The organism is Pseudomonas maioricensis (genome assembly GCF_022790535.1).
In the GTDB taxonomy this organism is placed as follows: Bacteria; Pseudomonadota; Gammaproteobacteria; order Pseudomonadales; family Pseudomonadaceae; genus Aquipseudomonas; species Aquipseudomonas maioricensis.
On record NZ_LOHG01000002.1, the window covers coordinates 483,393 to 498,251 of the forward strand.

The 14,859-nt window shown below is 56.6% G+C and carries 14 protein-coding genes; 7 read left to right on the plus strand and 7 right to left on the minus strand.

Annotated elements, in window-relative coordinates; genetic code table 11:
• Positions 1-83 precede the first annotated feature (83 nt).
• Positions 84-605 (plus strand): DUF3617 domain-containing protein, encoded by a 522-nt coding sequence (locus AUC61_RS04855; protein ID WP_243244706.1) that lies wholly within the window; start codon positions 84-86, stop codon positions 603-605.
• On the opposite strand, the gene folE2 is transcribed toward AUC61_RS04855, so the two are convergent.
• On the minus strand, positions 589-1,506 hold the full coding sequence (gene folE2, locus AUC61_RS04860; RefSeq protein WP_243244707.1) for a GTP cyclohydrolase FolE2: 918 nt from the start codon (positions 1,504-1,506) through the stop codon (positions 589-591). The two genes, AUC61_RS04855 and folE2, sit on opposite strands and share 17 nt — an antisense overlap.
• Before the next feature lie 107 nt (positions 1,507-1,613).
• Here folE2 and AUC61_RS04865 point away from each other — a divergent pair, with 107 nt between their 5' ends.
• From AUC61_RS04865 to AUC61_RS04875, 3 genes are all read left to right on the plus strand, one after another.
• The gene (locus AUC61_RS04865) at positions 1,614-2,834 is read left to right on the plus strand and encodes an N-acetylmuramoyl-L-alanine amidase (protein ID WP_243244708.1); all 1,221 of its coding nucleotides are present in this window, start codon (positions 1,614-1,616) and stop codon (positions 2,832-2,834) included.
• Positions 2,835-3,090: 256 nt separating this feature from the next.
• Positions 3,091-4,299, plus strand: coding sequence for a zinc metallochaperone GTPase ZigA (zigA, locus tag AUC61_RS04870; protein WP_243244709.1), 1,209 nt, complete (start codon positions 3,091-3,093; stop codon positions 4,297-4,299).
• Positions 4,299-4,949 (plus strand): DUF1826 domain-containing protein, encoded by a 651-nt coding sequence (locus AUC61_RS04875; RefSeq protein WP_243244710.1) that lies wholly within the window; start codon positions 4,299-4,301, stop codon positions 4,947-4,949. Before zigA ends, AUC61_RS04875 begins: the two co-directional genes overlap by 1 nt.
• 143 nt (positions 4,950-5,092) lie before the next feature.
• On the opposite strand, the gene AUC61_RS04880 is transcribed toward AUC61_RS04875, so the two are convergent.
• Positions 5,093-5,440 (minus strand): NADH:ubiquinone oxidoreductase, encoded by a 348-nt coding sequence (locus AUC61_RS04880; protein WP_422765025.1) that lies wholly within the window; start codon positions 5,438-5,440, stop codon positions 5,093-5,095.
• Between the two features lie 41 nt (positions 5,441-5,481).
• On the opposite strand from AUC61_RS04880, the gene AUC61_RS04885 reads away from it, so the two are divergent.
• Positions 5,482-6,459: a CobW family GTP-binding protein gene (locus AUC61_RS04885; RefSeq protein WP_243244712.1), complete on the plus strand. Its 978-nt coding sequence runs from the start codon at positions 5,482-5,484 to the stop codon at positions 6,457-6,459.
• 28 nt (positions 6,460-6,487) lie between these two features.
• On the opposite strand, the gene AUC61_RS04890 is transcribed toward AUC61_RS04885, so the two are convergent.
• Complete coding sequence (locus AUC61_RS04890) at positions 6,488-6,880, minus strand: DUF3301 domain-containing protein (protein ID WP_243244713.1); 393 nt, start codon at positions 6,878-6,880, stop codon at positions 6,488-6,490.
• A gap of 113 nt (positions 6,881-6,993) precedes the next feature.
• On the opposite strand from AUC61_RS04890, the gene pdxY reads away from it, so the two are divergent.
• Positions 6,994-7,860: a pyridoxal kinase PdxY gene (gene pdxY / locus AUC61_RS04895; protein WP_243244714.1), complete on the plus strand. Its 867-nt coding sequence runs from the start codon at positions 6,994-6,996 to the stop codon at positions 7,858-7,860.
• Between the two features lie 169 nt (positions 7,861-8,029).
• Here the strand turns inward: pdxY and AUC61_RS04900 are convergent, their stop codons facing one another.
• Positions 8,030-8,515: an acyl-CoA thioesterase gene (locus tag AUC61_RS04900; RefSeq protein WP_027901706.1), complete on the minus strand. Its 486-nt coding sequence runs from the start codon at positions 8,513-8,515 to the stop codon at positions 8,030-8,032.
• A gap of 297 nt (positions 8,516-8,812) precedes the next feature.
• Here AUC61_RS04900 and AUC61_RS04905 point away from each other — a divergent pair, with 297 nt between their 5' ends.
• The gene (locus AUC61_RS04905) at positions 8,813-10,576 is read left to right on the plus strand and encodes a cation:proton antiporter (RefSeq protein ID WP_243244715.1); all 1,764 of its coding nucleotides are present in this window, start codon (positions 8,813-8,815) and stop codon (positions 10,574-10,576) included.
• 129 nt (positions 10,577-10,705) lie between these two features.
• On the opposite strand, the gene AUC61_RS04910 is transcribed toward AUC61_RS04905, so the two are convergent.
• The 3 genes from AUC61_RS04910 to uvrD all read right to left on the minus strand — a co-directional run bounded on the left by AUC61_RS04910 (position 10,706) and on the right by uvrD (position 14,625).
• The gene (locus tag AUC61_RS04910) at positions 10,706-11,113 is read right to left on the minus strand and encodes an SMI1/KNR4 family protein (RefSeq protein ID WP_027901704.1); all 408 of its coding nucleotides are present in this window, start codon (positions 11,111-11,113) and stop codon (positions 10,706-10,708) included.
• Positions 11,114-11,244: 131 nt separating this feature from the next.
• Entirely contained in the window at positions 11,245-12,096 is an 852-nt protein-coding gene (locus AUC61_RS04915; protein ID WP_243244716.1) for a Tim44 domain-containing protein, read from the minus strand.
• A gap of 345 nt (positions 12,097-12,441) precedes the next feature.
• On the minus strand, positions 12,442-14,625 hold the full coding sequence (gene uvrD, locus AUC61_RS04920) for a DNA helicase II (RefSeq protein ID WP_243244717.1): 2,184 nt from the start codon (positions 14,623-14,625) through the stop codon (positions 12,442-12,444).
• Positions 14,626-14,859 lie beyond the last annotated feature (234 nt).

Below are 14,859 nucleotides of genomic sequence, written 5' to 3' on the forward strand. Positions count from 1 at the left end.
GCATGATCTGTCGTCTAAGCCTCATCGTCCGGCAACCCTGTGTGGTTGCTCCTGTCCCTCATGGGTTGAACAAGGATCCAGAAATGAAGAAATCCACCTTGGCATTGATGTGCTGTCTGGTCGCGCCACTGGCTCAGGCGCAGATGCTGCAACCGGGCTTGTGGGAGCTGACCTCCAGTAATATGCAAGTGGATGGGCAGGCTATGCCGGATTTGCAGATGATCCTCGGACAGCTGAAAAACTTGCCACCCGAACAGCGCGCGATGGTCGAACGCAATCTTGAGTCGCAAGGTGTGACACTGGCTGGTAAGGGTGTGCGCTTTTGTCTGACAGACGCGCAGGTCAAGGGCGATGACATCCCACTCACTGATCCGAAGTCTGGATGCACGCAACGCATTACTGAACGCAACGGTAAAAACTGGAAATTCACCTTTACCTGCCCAAAAGCGCAGGGCAACGGTCAGGCTCAGTTTTTGAGTGACCGGGAATTCACCACCCACGTCATCGGCACTTTCAACGCGACTGGCCAGCAGCAGAACGGAAGCATGGACACCCGAGCGGTCTGGCAGGGTGCCCAATGTGGTGCGGTCAAACCCCGGACCTGATATGGGGATTCCCCACGGCGCTCCAGCTACTTTGAGCCACAGCGTCGTGGGCATGCAGACTTTCAGCGTGCACCACCTTCACCGAAAACGCTTTTAGCTGCGGATTACGCTGCAATGAGCCGTGCAGACGCCGAGCGGCATCTTCGCAAAACATCAGATTTTGCCCGTTCGCCAGTGCGAACGCCTGCTCATCCGCGCGCTTCACTGCTGTTTGGACGGCAGTACCCAGTGCGGCTTCTGCTTGATCGATCAAATGCAGAAACGGAAATTCCTTAGATAATTCATTGAGTTGCACGTGCAAGTGGGCGGTGCTGCGTTGACTGTGAGGTGTCGCAACGATGCCCTCAGCGGTTCCCAACCATTCCAGAACACTCTGATAATCAAGATCAGGGCTGGCGAAATCTTCAATGAACTGCTGCTGGATCAGCTGTCGCGCTAAGGCCGCTGAGCAAGGGCACGTTGAGGAATAGGCCACGTCAATTTTTAGTTCCACGTGGAACATATCGTTTTCCAGACGCGCCAGGATACTGATTGGATAGGATTTCCATCCTGCCAATGGGCTGACTAATGCTGGGCGCTTGAGCAGATATTCAGTGTGAATATTCAGGTATGCGCGCTGTGATAATCCCTCATGACTCTCAAGGAAGCACAGAAGCACTTGCTGAACCGTGCCCAGCGTGAGGTCTTTTCCTTGCATGAGCTCAAGTGCCAGATACAGCCTCGACATGTGTATACCTCTGGCGCTGCCATCATCCAGGCTAACGCCTGCATCGACCTTGGCACTGGCGGGTTGCCCTTCAATGCATATCGGCAACGCGACGCCGCACATCCCCACCCAATCCAGCGGCTGTGTTTGACGGGATGCTTGCGCGGCAACATCCGGAAGTGAAGCAAGTTTCATGAAAAGAGGCCGTCGGTGATGTAAATCATCACGTTATACTATAACGATAGTTTCGACGATTTCTTTTTTTGGGCCGGGATGCTCTTCACATTCGAATGGGCTAATGCATGCACCGCCGACAAGTTTTGCTCAATCTTCTTCTCGCCAGCGCAGCGCTGACGTTGCCATTCGGTGCCACTGCGGCTCAGATCAGAAATGCGCGGTTGTGGCGCAGCGACGACAAACTAAGGCTGGTGCTCGATCTCAGCGGCCCGGTGGAATACAAAACCTTCACCCTTGGCGCGCCAGACAGATTGATCATCGACATCAGTGGTGCACGGCTAAGCGGAGATTTTAGTCAGCTCGCGCTGCAAGACACGCTGATCAAATCCATTCGCTCAGGGCATTACGGCCAAGGTGATGACACTCGAATCGTTCTCGACCTTACGGGGCCGGTGAAGCTCAACAGCTTTCTGCTCGGCCCTGCCGGTGATCAGGGCCACCGCCTGGTACTGGATCTGGGTACCGGAGCATCCACTCCAAAAATAGCTGCGCAACCGTCGCCACAGTCTCCTGTGACCAATGACAAGCCACACCCTAAGCGCAACATCATGGTAGTGGTCGATCCGGGTCATGGCGGCAAAGACCCCGGAGCGGTGGGAGCCAAGGGCGAGCGTGAGAAGGATGTCGTGTTGTCCATCGCTCAGCTTTTGGCCAAGCGGTTGAAACGGGAGAAGGGATTTGATGTGCGTCTGGTGCGCAATGATGACTTCTTCGTGCCGCTGCGCAAGCGCGTTGAGATTGCTCATCAACATAACGCTGACATGTTCATCTCGGTTCATGCCGATGCGGCACCACGCCTGACGGCGTCGGGTGCGTCGGTGTTTGCCTTGTCAGAAGGGGGCGCGACATCTGCCACTGCGCGCTTTATGGCTCAGCGAGAAAACGGTGCGGATCTTCTGGGCGCGACCAGCTTGCTTAACTTGAAGGACAAGGACCCGATGCTGGCCGGGGTAATTCTCGACATGTCGATGAACGCCACTATTGCTGCGAGCTTGCAGTTGGGGAACACCATTCTCGGTAGCCTGGCGAATATCACGGCGCTTCATCAAAAACGTGTCGAACAGGCCGGTTTTGCAGTGCTCAAGTCGCCGGATGTGCCTTCGATTCTGGTGGAGACCGGATTCATCTCGAATGCCAAAGACAGCCAGCGTCTTGTCACGGTACGCCACCAGCAGGCAGTGGCTGATGGTTTGTTTGAAGGGTTGCAGCGGTATTTTGAACGTAATCCACCTATCGGTTCGTACATGGCGTGGCAGCAGGAGCAGAAGCAAACCGGGCAGGTTTAGCTGCCCTTGGATGTTCCTCTGTCACCATGCTGTCTTACGGTAAACAGAGATCCGTGGGACCTGATTTATCCGGGAAGGCGGCATTCCTGGCTATAAAAATGCGGCGGATGTACTGGCCTCTTCCCGAATAAATTCGGTCCTACAGAGACAGGTTTACTGATCGCATTGTTATACTATAACATTATCAGGTGATTGATCCGGTGCCCCGCACCGCCATGCGACAAGGTCAAAACCTTGCAACCTGATGGGTATCCCAATGCCAAATCGTCTTCCTGTCACCGTCCTGTCCGGCTTTCTCGGCGCCGGTAAAAGCACGCTGCTTAACTACGTCCTGCGTAACCGCGAAGATTTGCGGGTGGCCGTTATCGTCAATGATATGAGCGAGATCAACATTGATGGCGGCGAAGTTCAGCGAGATGTCAGCCTGAACCGCGCACAGGAAAAACTCATCGAGATGAGTAATGGCTGCATCTGCTGCACGCTGCGTGAAGATTTGCTCGAAGAGGTCAGCCGTCTGGCTCAGGACGGGCGCTTTGATTATTTATTGATCGAATCCACCGGGATTTCTGAACCGCTGCCTGTAGCAGAAACATTCACGTTTCGCGATGAGGCGGGCAAAAGCCTGACTGATCTGGCGCGGCTGGACACCATGGTCACGGTGGTCGATGGCGTGAATTTCCTGCTTGATTACCAGGCTGCGGAAAGCCTCGCGACCCGTGGTGAAACGCTGGGAGAGGATGACGACCGCTCGATCACCGACTTGCTGATCGAGCAAATTGAGTTTGCCGATGTGATTTTGCTGAGCAAGATCGACTTGATCAGTTCCAGCGAGCGTGAAGAACTGATCGCCATTCTGCAGCGGCTCAATGCCCACGCTGAGATTGTGCCAATGGTGATGGGCGAGGTGCCCTTGGCAAAGATCCTGAACACTGGCCGATTCGATTTCGAGCGCGCGTCGTTGGCCCCGGGCTGGCTCAAGGAGCTGCGCGGTGAGCATGTGCCTGAAACCGAGGAATACGGCATCGCCTCTACGGCTTATCGCGCTCGTCGACCCTTCCATCCGGAGCGCTTCTTCAGCTTCATTGACCGGGAGTGGACCAACGGCAAACTGCTGCGCTCCAAAGGGTTCTTCTGGTTGGCCAGCAAGCATCAGGACGCCGGCAGTTGGTCCCAGGCCGGAGGGCTGATGCGTCACGGTTTCGCTGGCCGCTGGTGGCGGTTCGTCCCGCGTGCTCATTGGCCTCAGGATGAAGAAAACATCACCGCAATCATGGACAACTGGACTTCACAAACCGGTGACTGCCGACAGGAGCTGGTGTTCATTGGTCAGAATATCGACTTTGCGCAACTGACTGCCGAACTGGATAACTGCCTTCTTACTGATGAGGAGATGGCCTTGGGCACAGAAGGGTGGGTATCGCTGCCCGACCCCTTTGGTCCCTGGCACGAAATGGAGGCTGCGTGATGCTTGCGACAGTTTTGAAATGGCAGCCGCGAATTCGTCAGGTTCAGGGGGATACTCCTGCCGTTCTCAGCCAGGTGCTGGACGATGATGTGAATCTCGCCGTCTGGCAGCGTCAGTTACCGGCGCACATTGCCGACTTTGGTGCGCTGCTGCTCTCTCTGAATGAGCCGCTGGCCGAGGCCATTACGCTGGAGATCAGCGATGACGATGTTCAGCCTGAGCTCCAGAACTTCGCTTCTGCTTATGCTGATCTTGAAGGCTATGAAGGTTTCATCGCCGACGTGTCATGGCTGATCAGCGCTTACGCCTGCCTGTTGGGCGCCAAGCGCATAGGGGTTCGACTTCGGGTTCTGGATAAAGCCATGTGCCCGCGCTTCCACGTCGACCATGTACCGGTCCGCTTGATCACCACTTACGCAGGCATCGGCAGCCAGTGGTTGAGAGAGGGCGCCATTGATCGCAGCCAGTTGGGCAACCCTCAGGCCGAACCCCGGGACGCGCTGAAGATCAGGCAGATCAACGGTGGTGACGTGGCGCTGCTCAAGGGCGAGCGCTGGGTGGGTAACGAAGGCCAGGGCCTGGTGCATCGTTCGCCGCAGTTGCAGCGTGATGAGCGACGTTTGTTACTGACCCTGGATTGGTTGGCTTAGAAGCATCTTTGGCATGACCATGAGATCTGATTTTTGTGGGAGCAGAGCTTGCTCGCGATAAGGCTGGACTCGATTTAAAGCGAACCGTGTTCAGCCTCATCGCGAGCAAGCTCTGCTCCCACAGGTAATGTAGTTTCAGCCACTTACGGCACCAACCACTTGCCCTGACTCTGCCCCTCGCAAAACGGCTTCAGGTACGCCGCGTCGCTGGCCACGCCGTAATAGTGAATATCTTCGCGATAAGGCATATTGGCGACTTGCGCGTTGCTGCAAATGCCAAAGGCACCGGTGGGACACTGCTCTAGAAATGTCACATCGGTTTTTTGCCCTGCCAGCTGCGGTTGGCAGAAGCCGTCATGAAACAGTTTGGGCGGGATGTTGCGGTTGGCCTGGCAGACTTTCACGTCCAACCGTTCGGCCTGACTATGTACCAGACATGCCTCGGCCCATGCGTTTCCTGCACTCGCTACCAGTATCATCCCCAGAAACATCTCTATTCTGGCTTTAAACGCCTTCGTCATAAGCGACCACCATGCTGCAGAACATTCCGACCCACGTCATCGGCGGACCTTTGGGGGCAGGCAAGACCAGCCTCATCCAACATCTATTGGCGCAGAAACCAGCAGATGAGCGCTGGGCGATTCTCATCAATGAGTTCGGTCAGATCGGCCTGGATGCTGCGCTGCTGACCACGGCCGACGATGGTATCGCACTTGGCGAAGTGGCTGGCGGTTGCCTCTGTTGCGTTAACGGAGCGCCCTTTCAAATCGGCCTGGGCCGGCTGCTGCGCAAGTCCAGACCCCATCGATTATTGATCGAGCCGTCCGGCCTCGGTCATCCCGCGCAGTTGATCGAGCAGTTGCAGCAAGCGCCCTGGCTGGGTGTGCTTACGGTTCAGCCCAGCGTCATGGTATTGGATGCGGCGGCATTGGCTGCCGGGAATCCACTGCCACCTAGCCAACAATCGGCGCTGAATAGCGCCGGGTTATGGGTGCTTAACAAATCAGCGGATTTGGATACTGCGGCACGTCAGCGGATTACTGAGCGATTGCCTGTTGGCAAGATGATATGGACGGAGCAGGGCAAGTTGCTGCTGGCTGAATTGCCGGGTATGACTTCAACACCCGAGTTGCTTGTGGATAAATCAGCTGTGGATAACCTTTCTTTGCCCAAGAGTCTGGCGCAGCTTCCGGCAGTATGGGCAGATCCAGCTCAACCCATTTGTCTCAGTCAGCGTCAGCAAGAAGGGTGGAGCATTGGATGGCGTTGGCATCCCAGCCAGCGCTTTGATCTGGGCCGATTGCAAACCTGGTTGCAGGGGATGAGCTGGCTTCGCGCCAAACTGGTTATCCACAGCGAGAAAAACTGGGTTTCAGGTAATGCCGTCGCGGGGGATACCGTGCAGTGGCAAGTCAGCGAGTGGCGACGGGATTCGCGGCTGGAATTGATCTTCTCGCAGCCACAGGATGAAGCCAGCCTGCAGGCTGAACTGGCTGCTTGTCTGCTCTAGAACAACTTCTCCACAAGCCGCGCGTGATCTACTGCTTCCACTTGTTGTGTTCCTGCCGCCATTGGCTCAACTGGATGATTTCCGCACTGGGCGGTGGCGTTTTCATTTCGAACGGGTAGGGCGCCAGTTCAATCTGGGCACTGTGCGCGCCAAACATCGTAATGGTGCCAGGGTGGCGTTGTTCACCGGTCACGGTAAATTCGAAGTTGTACACGCGGGCCAGGCGTTTACGGCCCTGTGAGTCGCGGGCGAACGTCAGTTTGCGTAACGCCACGTTGCCATCCAGCAGCTCTACGTCGAGCTTCGCGCAGTGCTGTTTGACGCGCTCCAGCGCACGCTCGCGCAGACCATGAGCGTGCCACAGCCATGCAGCGCCGGTGGCCAAAAACATCAGGACGAACATGTTTCCCAAGGTCAGCATGAAAAAGCGCTCCAACAAAGTGCCACCAGCTTAACTGTGTCGGGGGATTTGCAGCCATACTGCGCGACTTAAATTTCTCACTACTGCATTTGCATCGTGTTCAGGAAACCTTGATGAAACGTACACCCCATTTGCTCGCCATTCAGTCCCATGTGGTTTTCGGCCATGCAGGCAACAGCGCTGCGGTGTTTCCGATGCAACGGATCGGGGTGAATGTCTGGCCGCTGAACACCGTGCAGTTCTCCAACCACACGCAATACGGGCAATGGGCTGGCGATGTTTTGCCTCCGCAACAGATTCCGGCGCTCATTGAGGGCATTGCTGCTATCGGTGAATTGGGCAATTGCGACGCTGTGCTCTCCGGTTATTTGGGGAGTGCTGCTCAGGGGCGGGCGATTCTGACGGGTGTGGCGCGCATCAAGGCCGCTAACCCTAACGCGTTGTACTTGTGTGATCCCGTGATGGGGCATCCTGAGAAGGGGTGCATCGTGCCTCCCGAGGTCAGCGATTTTCTTCTGCAAGAAGCCGCAGCAGTGGCAGATTTCATGTGCCCGAACCAGTTGGAGCTGGATAGTTTTTCCGGCCGTAAACCGGATTCTTTGGCTGATTGCGTCGCCATGGCTCGCGCTTTGTTGGCCCGCGGGCCCAAAGCCGTTGTGGTCAAGCATGTGGATTACCCCGGCAAGCCCGCTGACGGCTTTGAAATGCTGCTGGTGACTGCCGATGGCAACTGGCACTTGCGTCGCCCGCTACTGGCCTTTCCGCGTCAGCCAGTGGGTGTTGGCGACCTGACGTCCGGTTTATTCCTGGCTCGCGTGCTGCTTGGGGATGAGCTGGTTGCAGCTTTTGAGTTCGCCGCATCGGCGGTGCACGAAGTGCTACTGGAGACTCAGGCGTGCGGCAGCTACGAGTTGGAACTGGTCCGCGCCCAGGACCGCACGGCTCATCCTCGCGTAAGGTTTGAGGCGGTGCGGTTGTAGAGTGTGGTCAGCCCGGTTCCCTGTGGGAGCTGGGCTTGCCGGCGCTAAACGATCACGCGGTGTATCTTATATCTGCGTCTCATATATCGCGGGCAAGCCCGGCTCCCACAAGGAATAGCATTCCAATTTATAGTCTGTATTGCCTGATATACCGGGGTTGAGCCTCGCCTTAGAGCGTCTCGTCCTTGATTTCCTGATAACGCTTTTCCAGCTCCTGGCGGATCTGCCGACGCTGTTGAGCCTGAATGTAGCGGCGTTTGCCATCCGGGCTCTCTGGTTCCAGTGGCGGTACGCTGGCCGGTTTGCGCTGGTCATCCACAGCGACCATGGTGAAGAAACAACTGTTGGTGTGACGCACCGAGCGCTCGCGGATGTTTTCCGTGACGACCTTGATGCCCACTTCCATTGAAGTGTTGCCGGTGTAGTTCACCGACGCGAGGAAGGTCACCAGCTCACCGACATGAATGGGCTCGCGGAAAATCACCTGATCCACCGACAGGGTTACGACGTAACGGCCTGCGTAGCGGCTTGCACAGGCGTAGGCAACTTCATCGAGGTACTTCAGAAGGGTGCCGCCGTGTACGTTGCCAGAAAAGTTGGCCATGTCCGGGGTCATCAATACAGTCATCGACAGCTGGGCGTTTCCGGGTTCCATAGCGTACTCACGATCAAGGCGGTTCAGAAATTGCACCTTATGGCGGTGCTTACGGATTCAAGCGTTGTGTGGCAGTTATCGGGACGCTTGCTGGCTGGAAGCCGTCACGCGCTCACCCGATCTGTTTCCATATATTGCACCGGCTTTATCAATGAATGTGCAGTGTTAACCTGCGAAAGCCCGTGGATCGGGCAATTTCTTACAAATTAATCAGATTTTTGCAGTGCAGTAGCTGAATTCTCCGTCGCTTTTCGGGGATTCGGCCAGCAGCAATGCGTTTCATAAGGAGCCGGACCCATGCATGCCATCAGCTTTATTCAGGATTTGGCAGTGATCATGCTGGTGGCTGGCGTCGTGACCATCCTCTTTCATCGCCTCAAACAGCCTGTGGTGCTGGGCTACATCGTCGCCGGTTTTATCATCGGCCCGCATACACCGCCATTCGGGCTGATCCACGACGAAGACACCATCAAAACCCTCGCCGAGCTGGGGGTTATCTTCCTGATGTTTTGCCTCGGGCTGGAGTTCAGCCTGCGAAAGCTGTTCAAGGTAGGCGCTACAGCCTTTATCGCGGCGTTTCTCGAAATCACCCTGATGATATGGATCGGGTATGAGATCGGTCAGTACTTTGGCTGGAGCACCATGGATTCGCTGTTCCTTGGCGCGATCCTGGCGATTTCTTCGACGACCATCATCGTCAAGGCCCTCAACGATCTGAAAATGAAGAATCAGCCCTTCGCGCAGTTGATTTTCGGCGTGCTTATTGTTGAGGACATTCTGGGGATCGGCATTATCGCGTTGCTGTCCGGGATCGCAGTCAGCGGGTCGGTCAGTTCGGGGGAGGTGTTTTCAACTGTCGGCAAGCTCTCGCTGTTCATGATCGTGGCATTGGTCATCGGGATTTTGCTGGTCCCGCGTTTGCTGGCCTACGTGGCGAAGTTCGAAAGCAATGAAATGCTGCTGATCACCGTGCTCGGTCTGTGTTTCGGGTTCTGCCTGCTGGTGGTCAAGCTGGAATACAGCATGGTGCTGGGTGCGTTCCTGATCGGCGCGATCATGGCCGAGTCGCGCCAATTGCTGAAAATTGAGCGCCTGATCGAGCCTATTCGTGACATGTTCAGCGCTATCTTCTTCGTGGCTATTGGCTTGATGATTGATCCCGCTATCCTTGTGCAATACGCTTGGCCGATTGCGGTGATCACCGTCGCCGTTGTCCTCGGCAAGATGCTCTCCTGTGGGCTTGGCGCATTTCTCGCCGGTAACGACGGAAAGACTTCGCTGCGGGTGGGCATGGGCCTGTCACAGATTGGCGAGTTTTCTTTCATCATCGCGGCGCTGGGCATGACCTTGCAGGTCACCAGTGACTTCCTCTACCCGGTAGCGGTCGCCGTTTCAGCGATCACTACCTTGCTGACGCCTTATCTGATTCGCGGTGCTGACCCGCTCTCGAACCAGTTGGCGAACATCATGCCTCGCCGCGTAGCGCGTGTGTTTGGCATGTACGGTGAGTGGCTACGCAGCATCCAGCCGCAAGGTGAGGGTGCGCTGCTGGCGTCGATGATCCGGCGGATTCTGTTGCAGGTCGGGGTCAATCTGGCTTTGGTCGTGGCCATATTCTTCTGTGGCGGCTATTTCGCCGAGCGTATCGGCGTGTACATCAGTGACTGGGTCAGCGACGTAGGTCAGCAGAAAGCCTGGATTTGCGGGGCTGCGTTGTTGCTCTCGTTACCATTCCTGATCGCGGCTTATCGCAAGCTCAAGGCGTTGTCGATGTTGCTGGCGGAAATGGGCGTCAAGCCGGAAATGGCCGGCCGGCATACGGCGCGAGTGCGCAAGGTGATCGCAGAGGTGATTCCTCTGCTGTCTTTACTGGTGATCTTCGTGATGCTCGCGGCGCTGTCCGCGAGCATTCTGCCGACCAACGAACTGCTGATTCTGATCGCCGTGATCGCCGCCATTGTCGCGGCAGTAGCATGGCGCTGGTTCATCAGAGTACATACGCGTATGCAGATCGCGTTGCTGGAGACGCTGGGCAATAACCAGGAGTCGAATGGGCACTAGCGGCCCGGTTGAAGCCTGATAACTGGGTACTGTAGGAGTTGTCGGAGGTTACGACGGCGCCGATAGCGGTTTGCCTGACACACCGCTATTCGCAGCCTTCGGCAGCTCCTACAGATCAGGTAATGCGGCTCAGCTTTCCAGCCAGACGTCCCGCGCCCAGTGCCAGACCGATTCCCAGCTTTCTTCGGTGACCAGCTCTTCTTCGCCGGACCACAACACCACCGTGCCGTCTTCTTCAACACAGTAGTAGTCTTCACCGTCCTGACAGATCGGGATCAGCTCGCGTGGCACGCCAATATCCCAGGCAGAGGCCGCGACCTCAGGCAGATAAGTATGCGATCCGGGGTCGGTAACCGTAACCGGCTCCAGGCTGCCGTACACCACGTCGCTTACCGTCAGGAGAAATTCCTTGAAGACGAAGGGGATATTGATGAACAGCTGTTCTTCGACCTCAACGAGTTGGTCCTCGTCGGGCAGCTCCAGCGGAACCGGAACAGGTTCATTCGCTTCGCGTAATTGTTCAATGACTTCTTCCACGGCCTGGCTCCTCTGACTTGATGGCGCGGTTTATACAGTAGCTTAAAGCCTTTCTCAAAATAACTATCCCAACGGATAAACAAAAACCCCGGACAAGTCCGGGGTTCTGCTGATGCGTGAAGCTGTCTGGATCAGCCGTTCTGGCGGATACCAGCAACCAGCCAAGGCTGATTCTCGCCTTGTGGGCGTTCCATGTTCCAGCTTTCGCTGAACACTTCGCCTTGGTCAAAGCGCGAAGATTTGGAAACACCGCTGAAGGTCAGCGTAGCGATGGTCTTGTCAGCGCGATCATCCAGGCCGTCCAGTTGCACGGTCAGGTTGTCGATGTAAGTCGACTGGAACGCGTCGCCCAGATCTGCACGCTCTTTCTTCAGGAACTGCAGCATTTGCGGGGTCACGAACTCTTCGATCTTGTCCATCTCGTTCGCGTCCCAGTGCTGCTGCAGCGACTGGAAGTGGCTGCGAGCGGCTTCAAGGAAGCGCGTTTCGTTGAACCAGGCCGGAGCGTTGATCACCGGAGCGGCTGCCGATGCTGCACCCGAACCACCGAAAATCGAGTTCTGGGCAGGCTGTTGAGCGGCTTCACGCTGATAGGTCATCGGACCAGCAGCAGTAGCCATTTGCTCGCCTTGTTGCTTACGACGACGAGCCGCGATGAAGCGGAAGATCAGGAAGGCAATAACCGCCATGATCAGGATGTCGAAGATTTGCATCCCCTGGAAGCCGTCGCCCATGAACATGGAAGCGAGCAGGCCGCCGGCAGCGATACCGGCCAATGGGCCGAGCCAGCGGGAAGCACCGCTAGCAGCAGGGCGACCAGCAGCGGTTGGCGCTGCAGCTGGAGTGGTCGGAGTGGCTTGGCGCGACTGGTGACTTGGCGCCGAGCCCATGCTCTTGCCGCCACCGAAACGCGCAGCGTTGGCTTCAAAGCTCATGGTGAGCCCGATGCACAGCGCCATAGCGATGCTTAGAAAACGTTGCATAAGGGTATTCCCGTTTTGTGGATTGCACGCGCGCCATATTGCATAGGGCATATGTGTCTGGCTAGCGGCCAAGTGTTTCCGGCTTTTGCGTAATTGCCCAAGACCCTGTGTAGGTTGGTCCGTAGGGCCTTGGTTAAAGTTCTGTAGGACAGATCGCCGGACAGTGTCATCTATATGGAGGTGACCGGGGGCGGATTCAATCTGCTGCTGCATTGCTGCTGTCTGTGGGAGCTGGGCTTGCCCGCGATAAGGCTGGATACGATTCACATGAAACCGCGTTGACCTTATCGCGGGCAAGCCCAGCTCCCACAGGAAGTATTTCCATTCAGACACCGAGTCAACAGTCTAAATAGCTTCCAGCTTCGCGTAGCCCATCATCAGCCACTTGCTGCCTTCTGCGAAGTTGACCTGCACTCTTGCCTGCGCGCCTGCGCCTTCGAAGTTGAGGATCACGCCCTCACCAAATACCGCATGCTGCACACGCTGGCCGAGGCTGAAAGAGGTTTCCGGAATCCCGGTGCCGTTGAACAGGTTGCTGGTGCTGACCTTTTGCGTGCCACCGAATGGACGGCTAACGCTATTGGACAAGCGTACTTCCTGAATCAGCAGCGGCGGGATTTCACGTACGAAACGAGACACCTTGTTGTAGGTCTCGCTGCCGTACAGGCGACGAGTTTCCGCATAGGTCATTACCAGTTGCTGCATGGCGCGAGTAATGCCCACGTAGGCCAGACGCCGTTCTTCTTCGAGACGTCCAGGTTCCTCCAGGCTCATCTTGTGCGGGAACAGACCTTCTTCCATGCCCACCAGGAACACGTAAGGGAATTCCAGGCCCTTGGCGCTGTGCAAGGTCATCAACTGAATGCTGTCTTCGTGCTCCTCGGCCTGAGTATCTCCAGCCTCAAGCGAAGCGTGACCCAGGAAAGCAGCCAGTGGCGTCAGCTCCGCGTCTTCTTCGCTGTTTTCGAAGTTGCGCGCGGCGCTGACCAGTTCCTCAAGGTTTTCTACCCGGGCCTGGCCTTTTTCGCCTTTCTCTTCCTTGTGGTAATTGATCAGCCCGGACTGCTCGATGACGGTCTGTGTCATCAAGTGCAGCGGCATTTCCATAACCTTGGCGGCGAGGTTTTCGATCAGTTCGACAAAACCATTCAGCGCGCCTGCTGCACGGCCGGTCAGGCCTTTGTTAGCGATCAATTGGCGAGTGGCTTCCCACATCGATACGTCGGCATGACGAGCGTGCTGACGTATCGCTTCGACGGTTTTCTCGCCAATGCCGCGGGCCGGAACGTTGATAACCCGCTCAAGTGCTGCATCATTGCCTCGGCCTTCCAGCAAACGCAGGTAAGCCATGGCGTTCTTGATTTCCATACGTTCGAAGAAGCGTTGGCCGCCATAAATACGGTAGGGAATCCGTTCACGCAGTAATGCTTCTTCAAGCACCCGTGATTGGGCGTTGGAGCGATACAGAATGGCGATTTCGCTACGTGCCAGCCCAGTCTTGAGGGCACTTTCGATGGTTTCCACGACATAGCGGGCTTCGTCGTGTTCGTTGAAGGCTGCGTACAGATTGATCAGCTCTCCATCGCCGACATCAGTCCACAGCTCTTTGCCCATACGGCCGCTGTTATTGATGATCAGCCCGTTGGCGGCCTTGAGGATACTGGCGGTGGAGCGGTAGTTCTGTTCCAGACGTATGACTTCGGTGTCCGGGAAGTCAGAAGAATACTGGTGGATGTTTTCGATCTTCGCGCCGCGCCAGCCATAAATAGACTGGTCGTCATCGCCAACTACCATCAGGCTGTCGCCGCCCTGCGCCAGCAAGCGCAGCCAGGCGTATTGCACGGCGTTGGTGTCCTGGAATTCGTCGACCAGTACATGCCGGAAGCGTCGCTGGTAATGGGCGAGGAGGCCAGGATTGTCGCGCCACAGGTCGAGCGCGCGCAGCAGCAGCTCGGAGAAGTCGATCACCCCGGCGCGCTGACAGGCGACTTCGTAGGCTTCGTAGATCGACTTCATGGTGGTCAGGAACAGATCACCGCTGGCTTGAATATGCTTGGGACGCAGGCCTTCGTCTTTCTGGCCGTTGATAAACCACTGGGCTTGTTTGACGGGCCAGCGCTGTTCGTCCAGCCCGAGCTCGCGGATCACGCGTTTGACCAAGCGGGCCTGGTCGTCGCTGTCCAGGATCTGGAAGGTCTGCGCCAGATTGGCTTCCTGCCAGTGCGCGCGCAACAAGCGGTGCGCAAGGCCGTGAAACGTGCCGACCCACATGCCTGCCGGGTTAATACCCATCAGCTGTTCGATCCGGTGGCGCATTTCTGCTGCCGCCTTGTTGGTGAAGGTCACCGACAGGATCGAGTGCGGCGAGGCTTGCTCGACCTGGATCAACCAGGCGATGCGATGCACCAGCACACGGGTTTTGCCGGAACCAGCGCCGGCCAGAACCAACTGACGACCCACGGAGGCAGCTACGGCCTGACGTTGGGCATCGTTGAGGGAGTTAAGCAGAAGGGAGAGATCATCGCGCATCGACGCATTCTAGGGTGCCGAGCGAAACCGGGCAAACCATGCTTTGCCCGAATCGACAAAAGTGCGCTCGGCGACGATCGGCAGGCAATCATCCGTACTGACCGGATGTCCGAATTAGACGAGCACAATGAGCCAAGTGGCGAACTGCCATTTAATATGAGGGGAGACGTTTGGTCTCTGGTGGCGCTTGTGTATGCTCCCTGCACGTTCAAGGCCACACCATTATAAGAAACC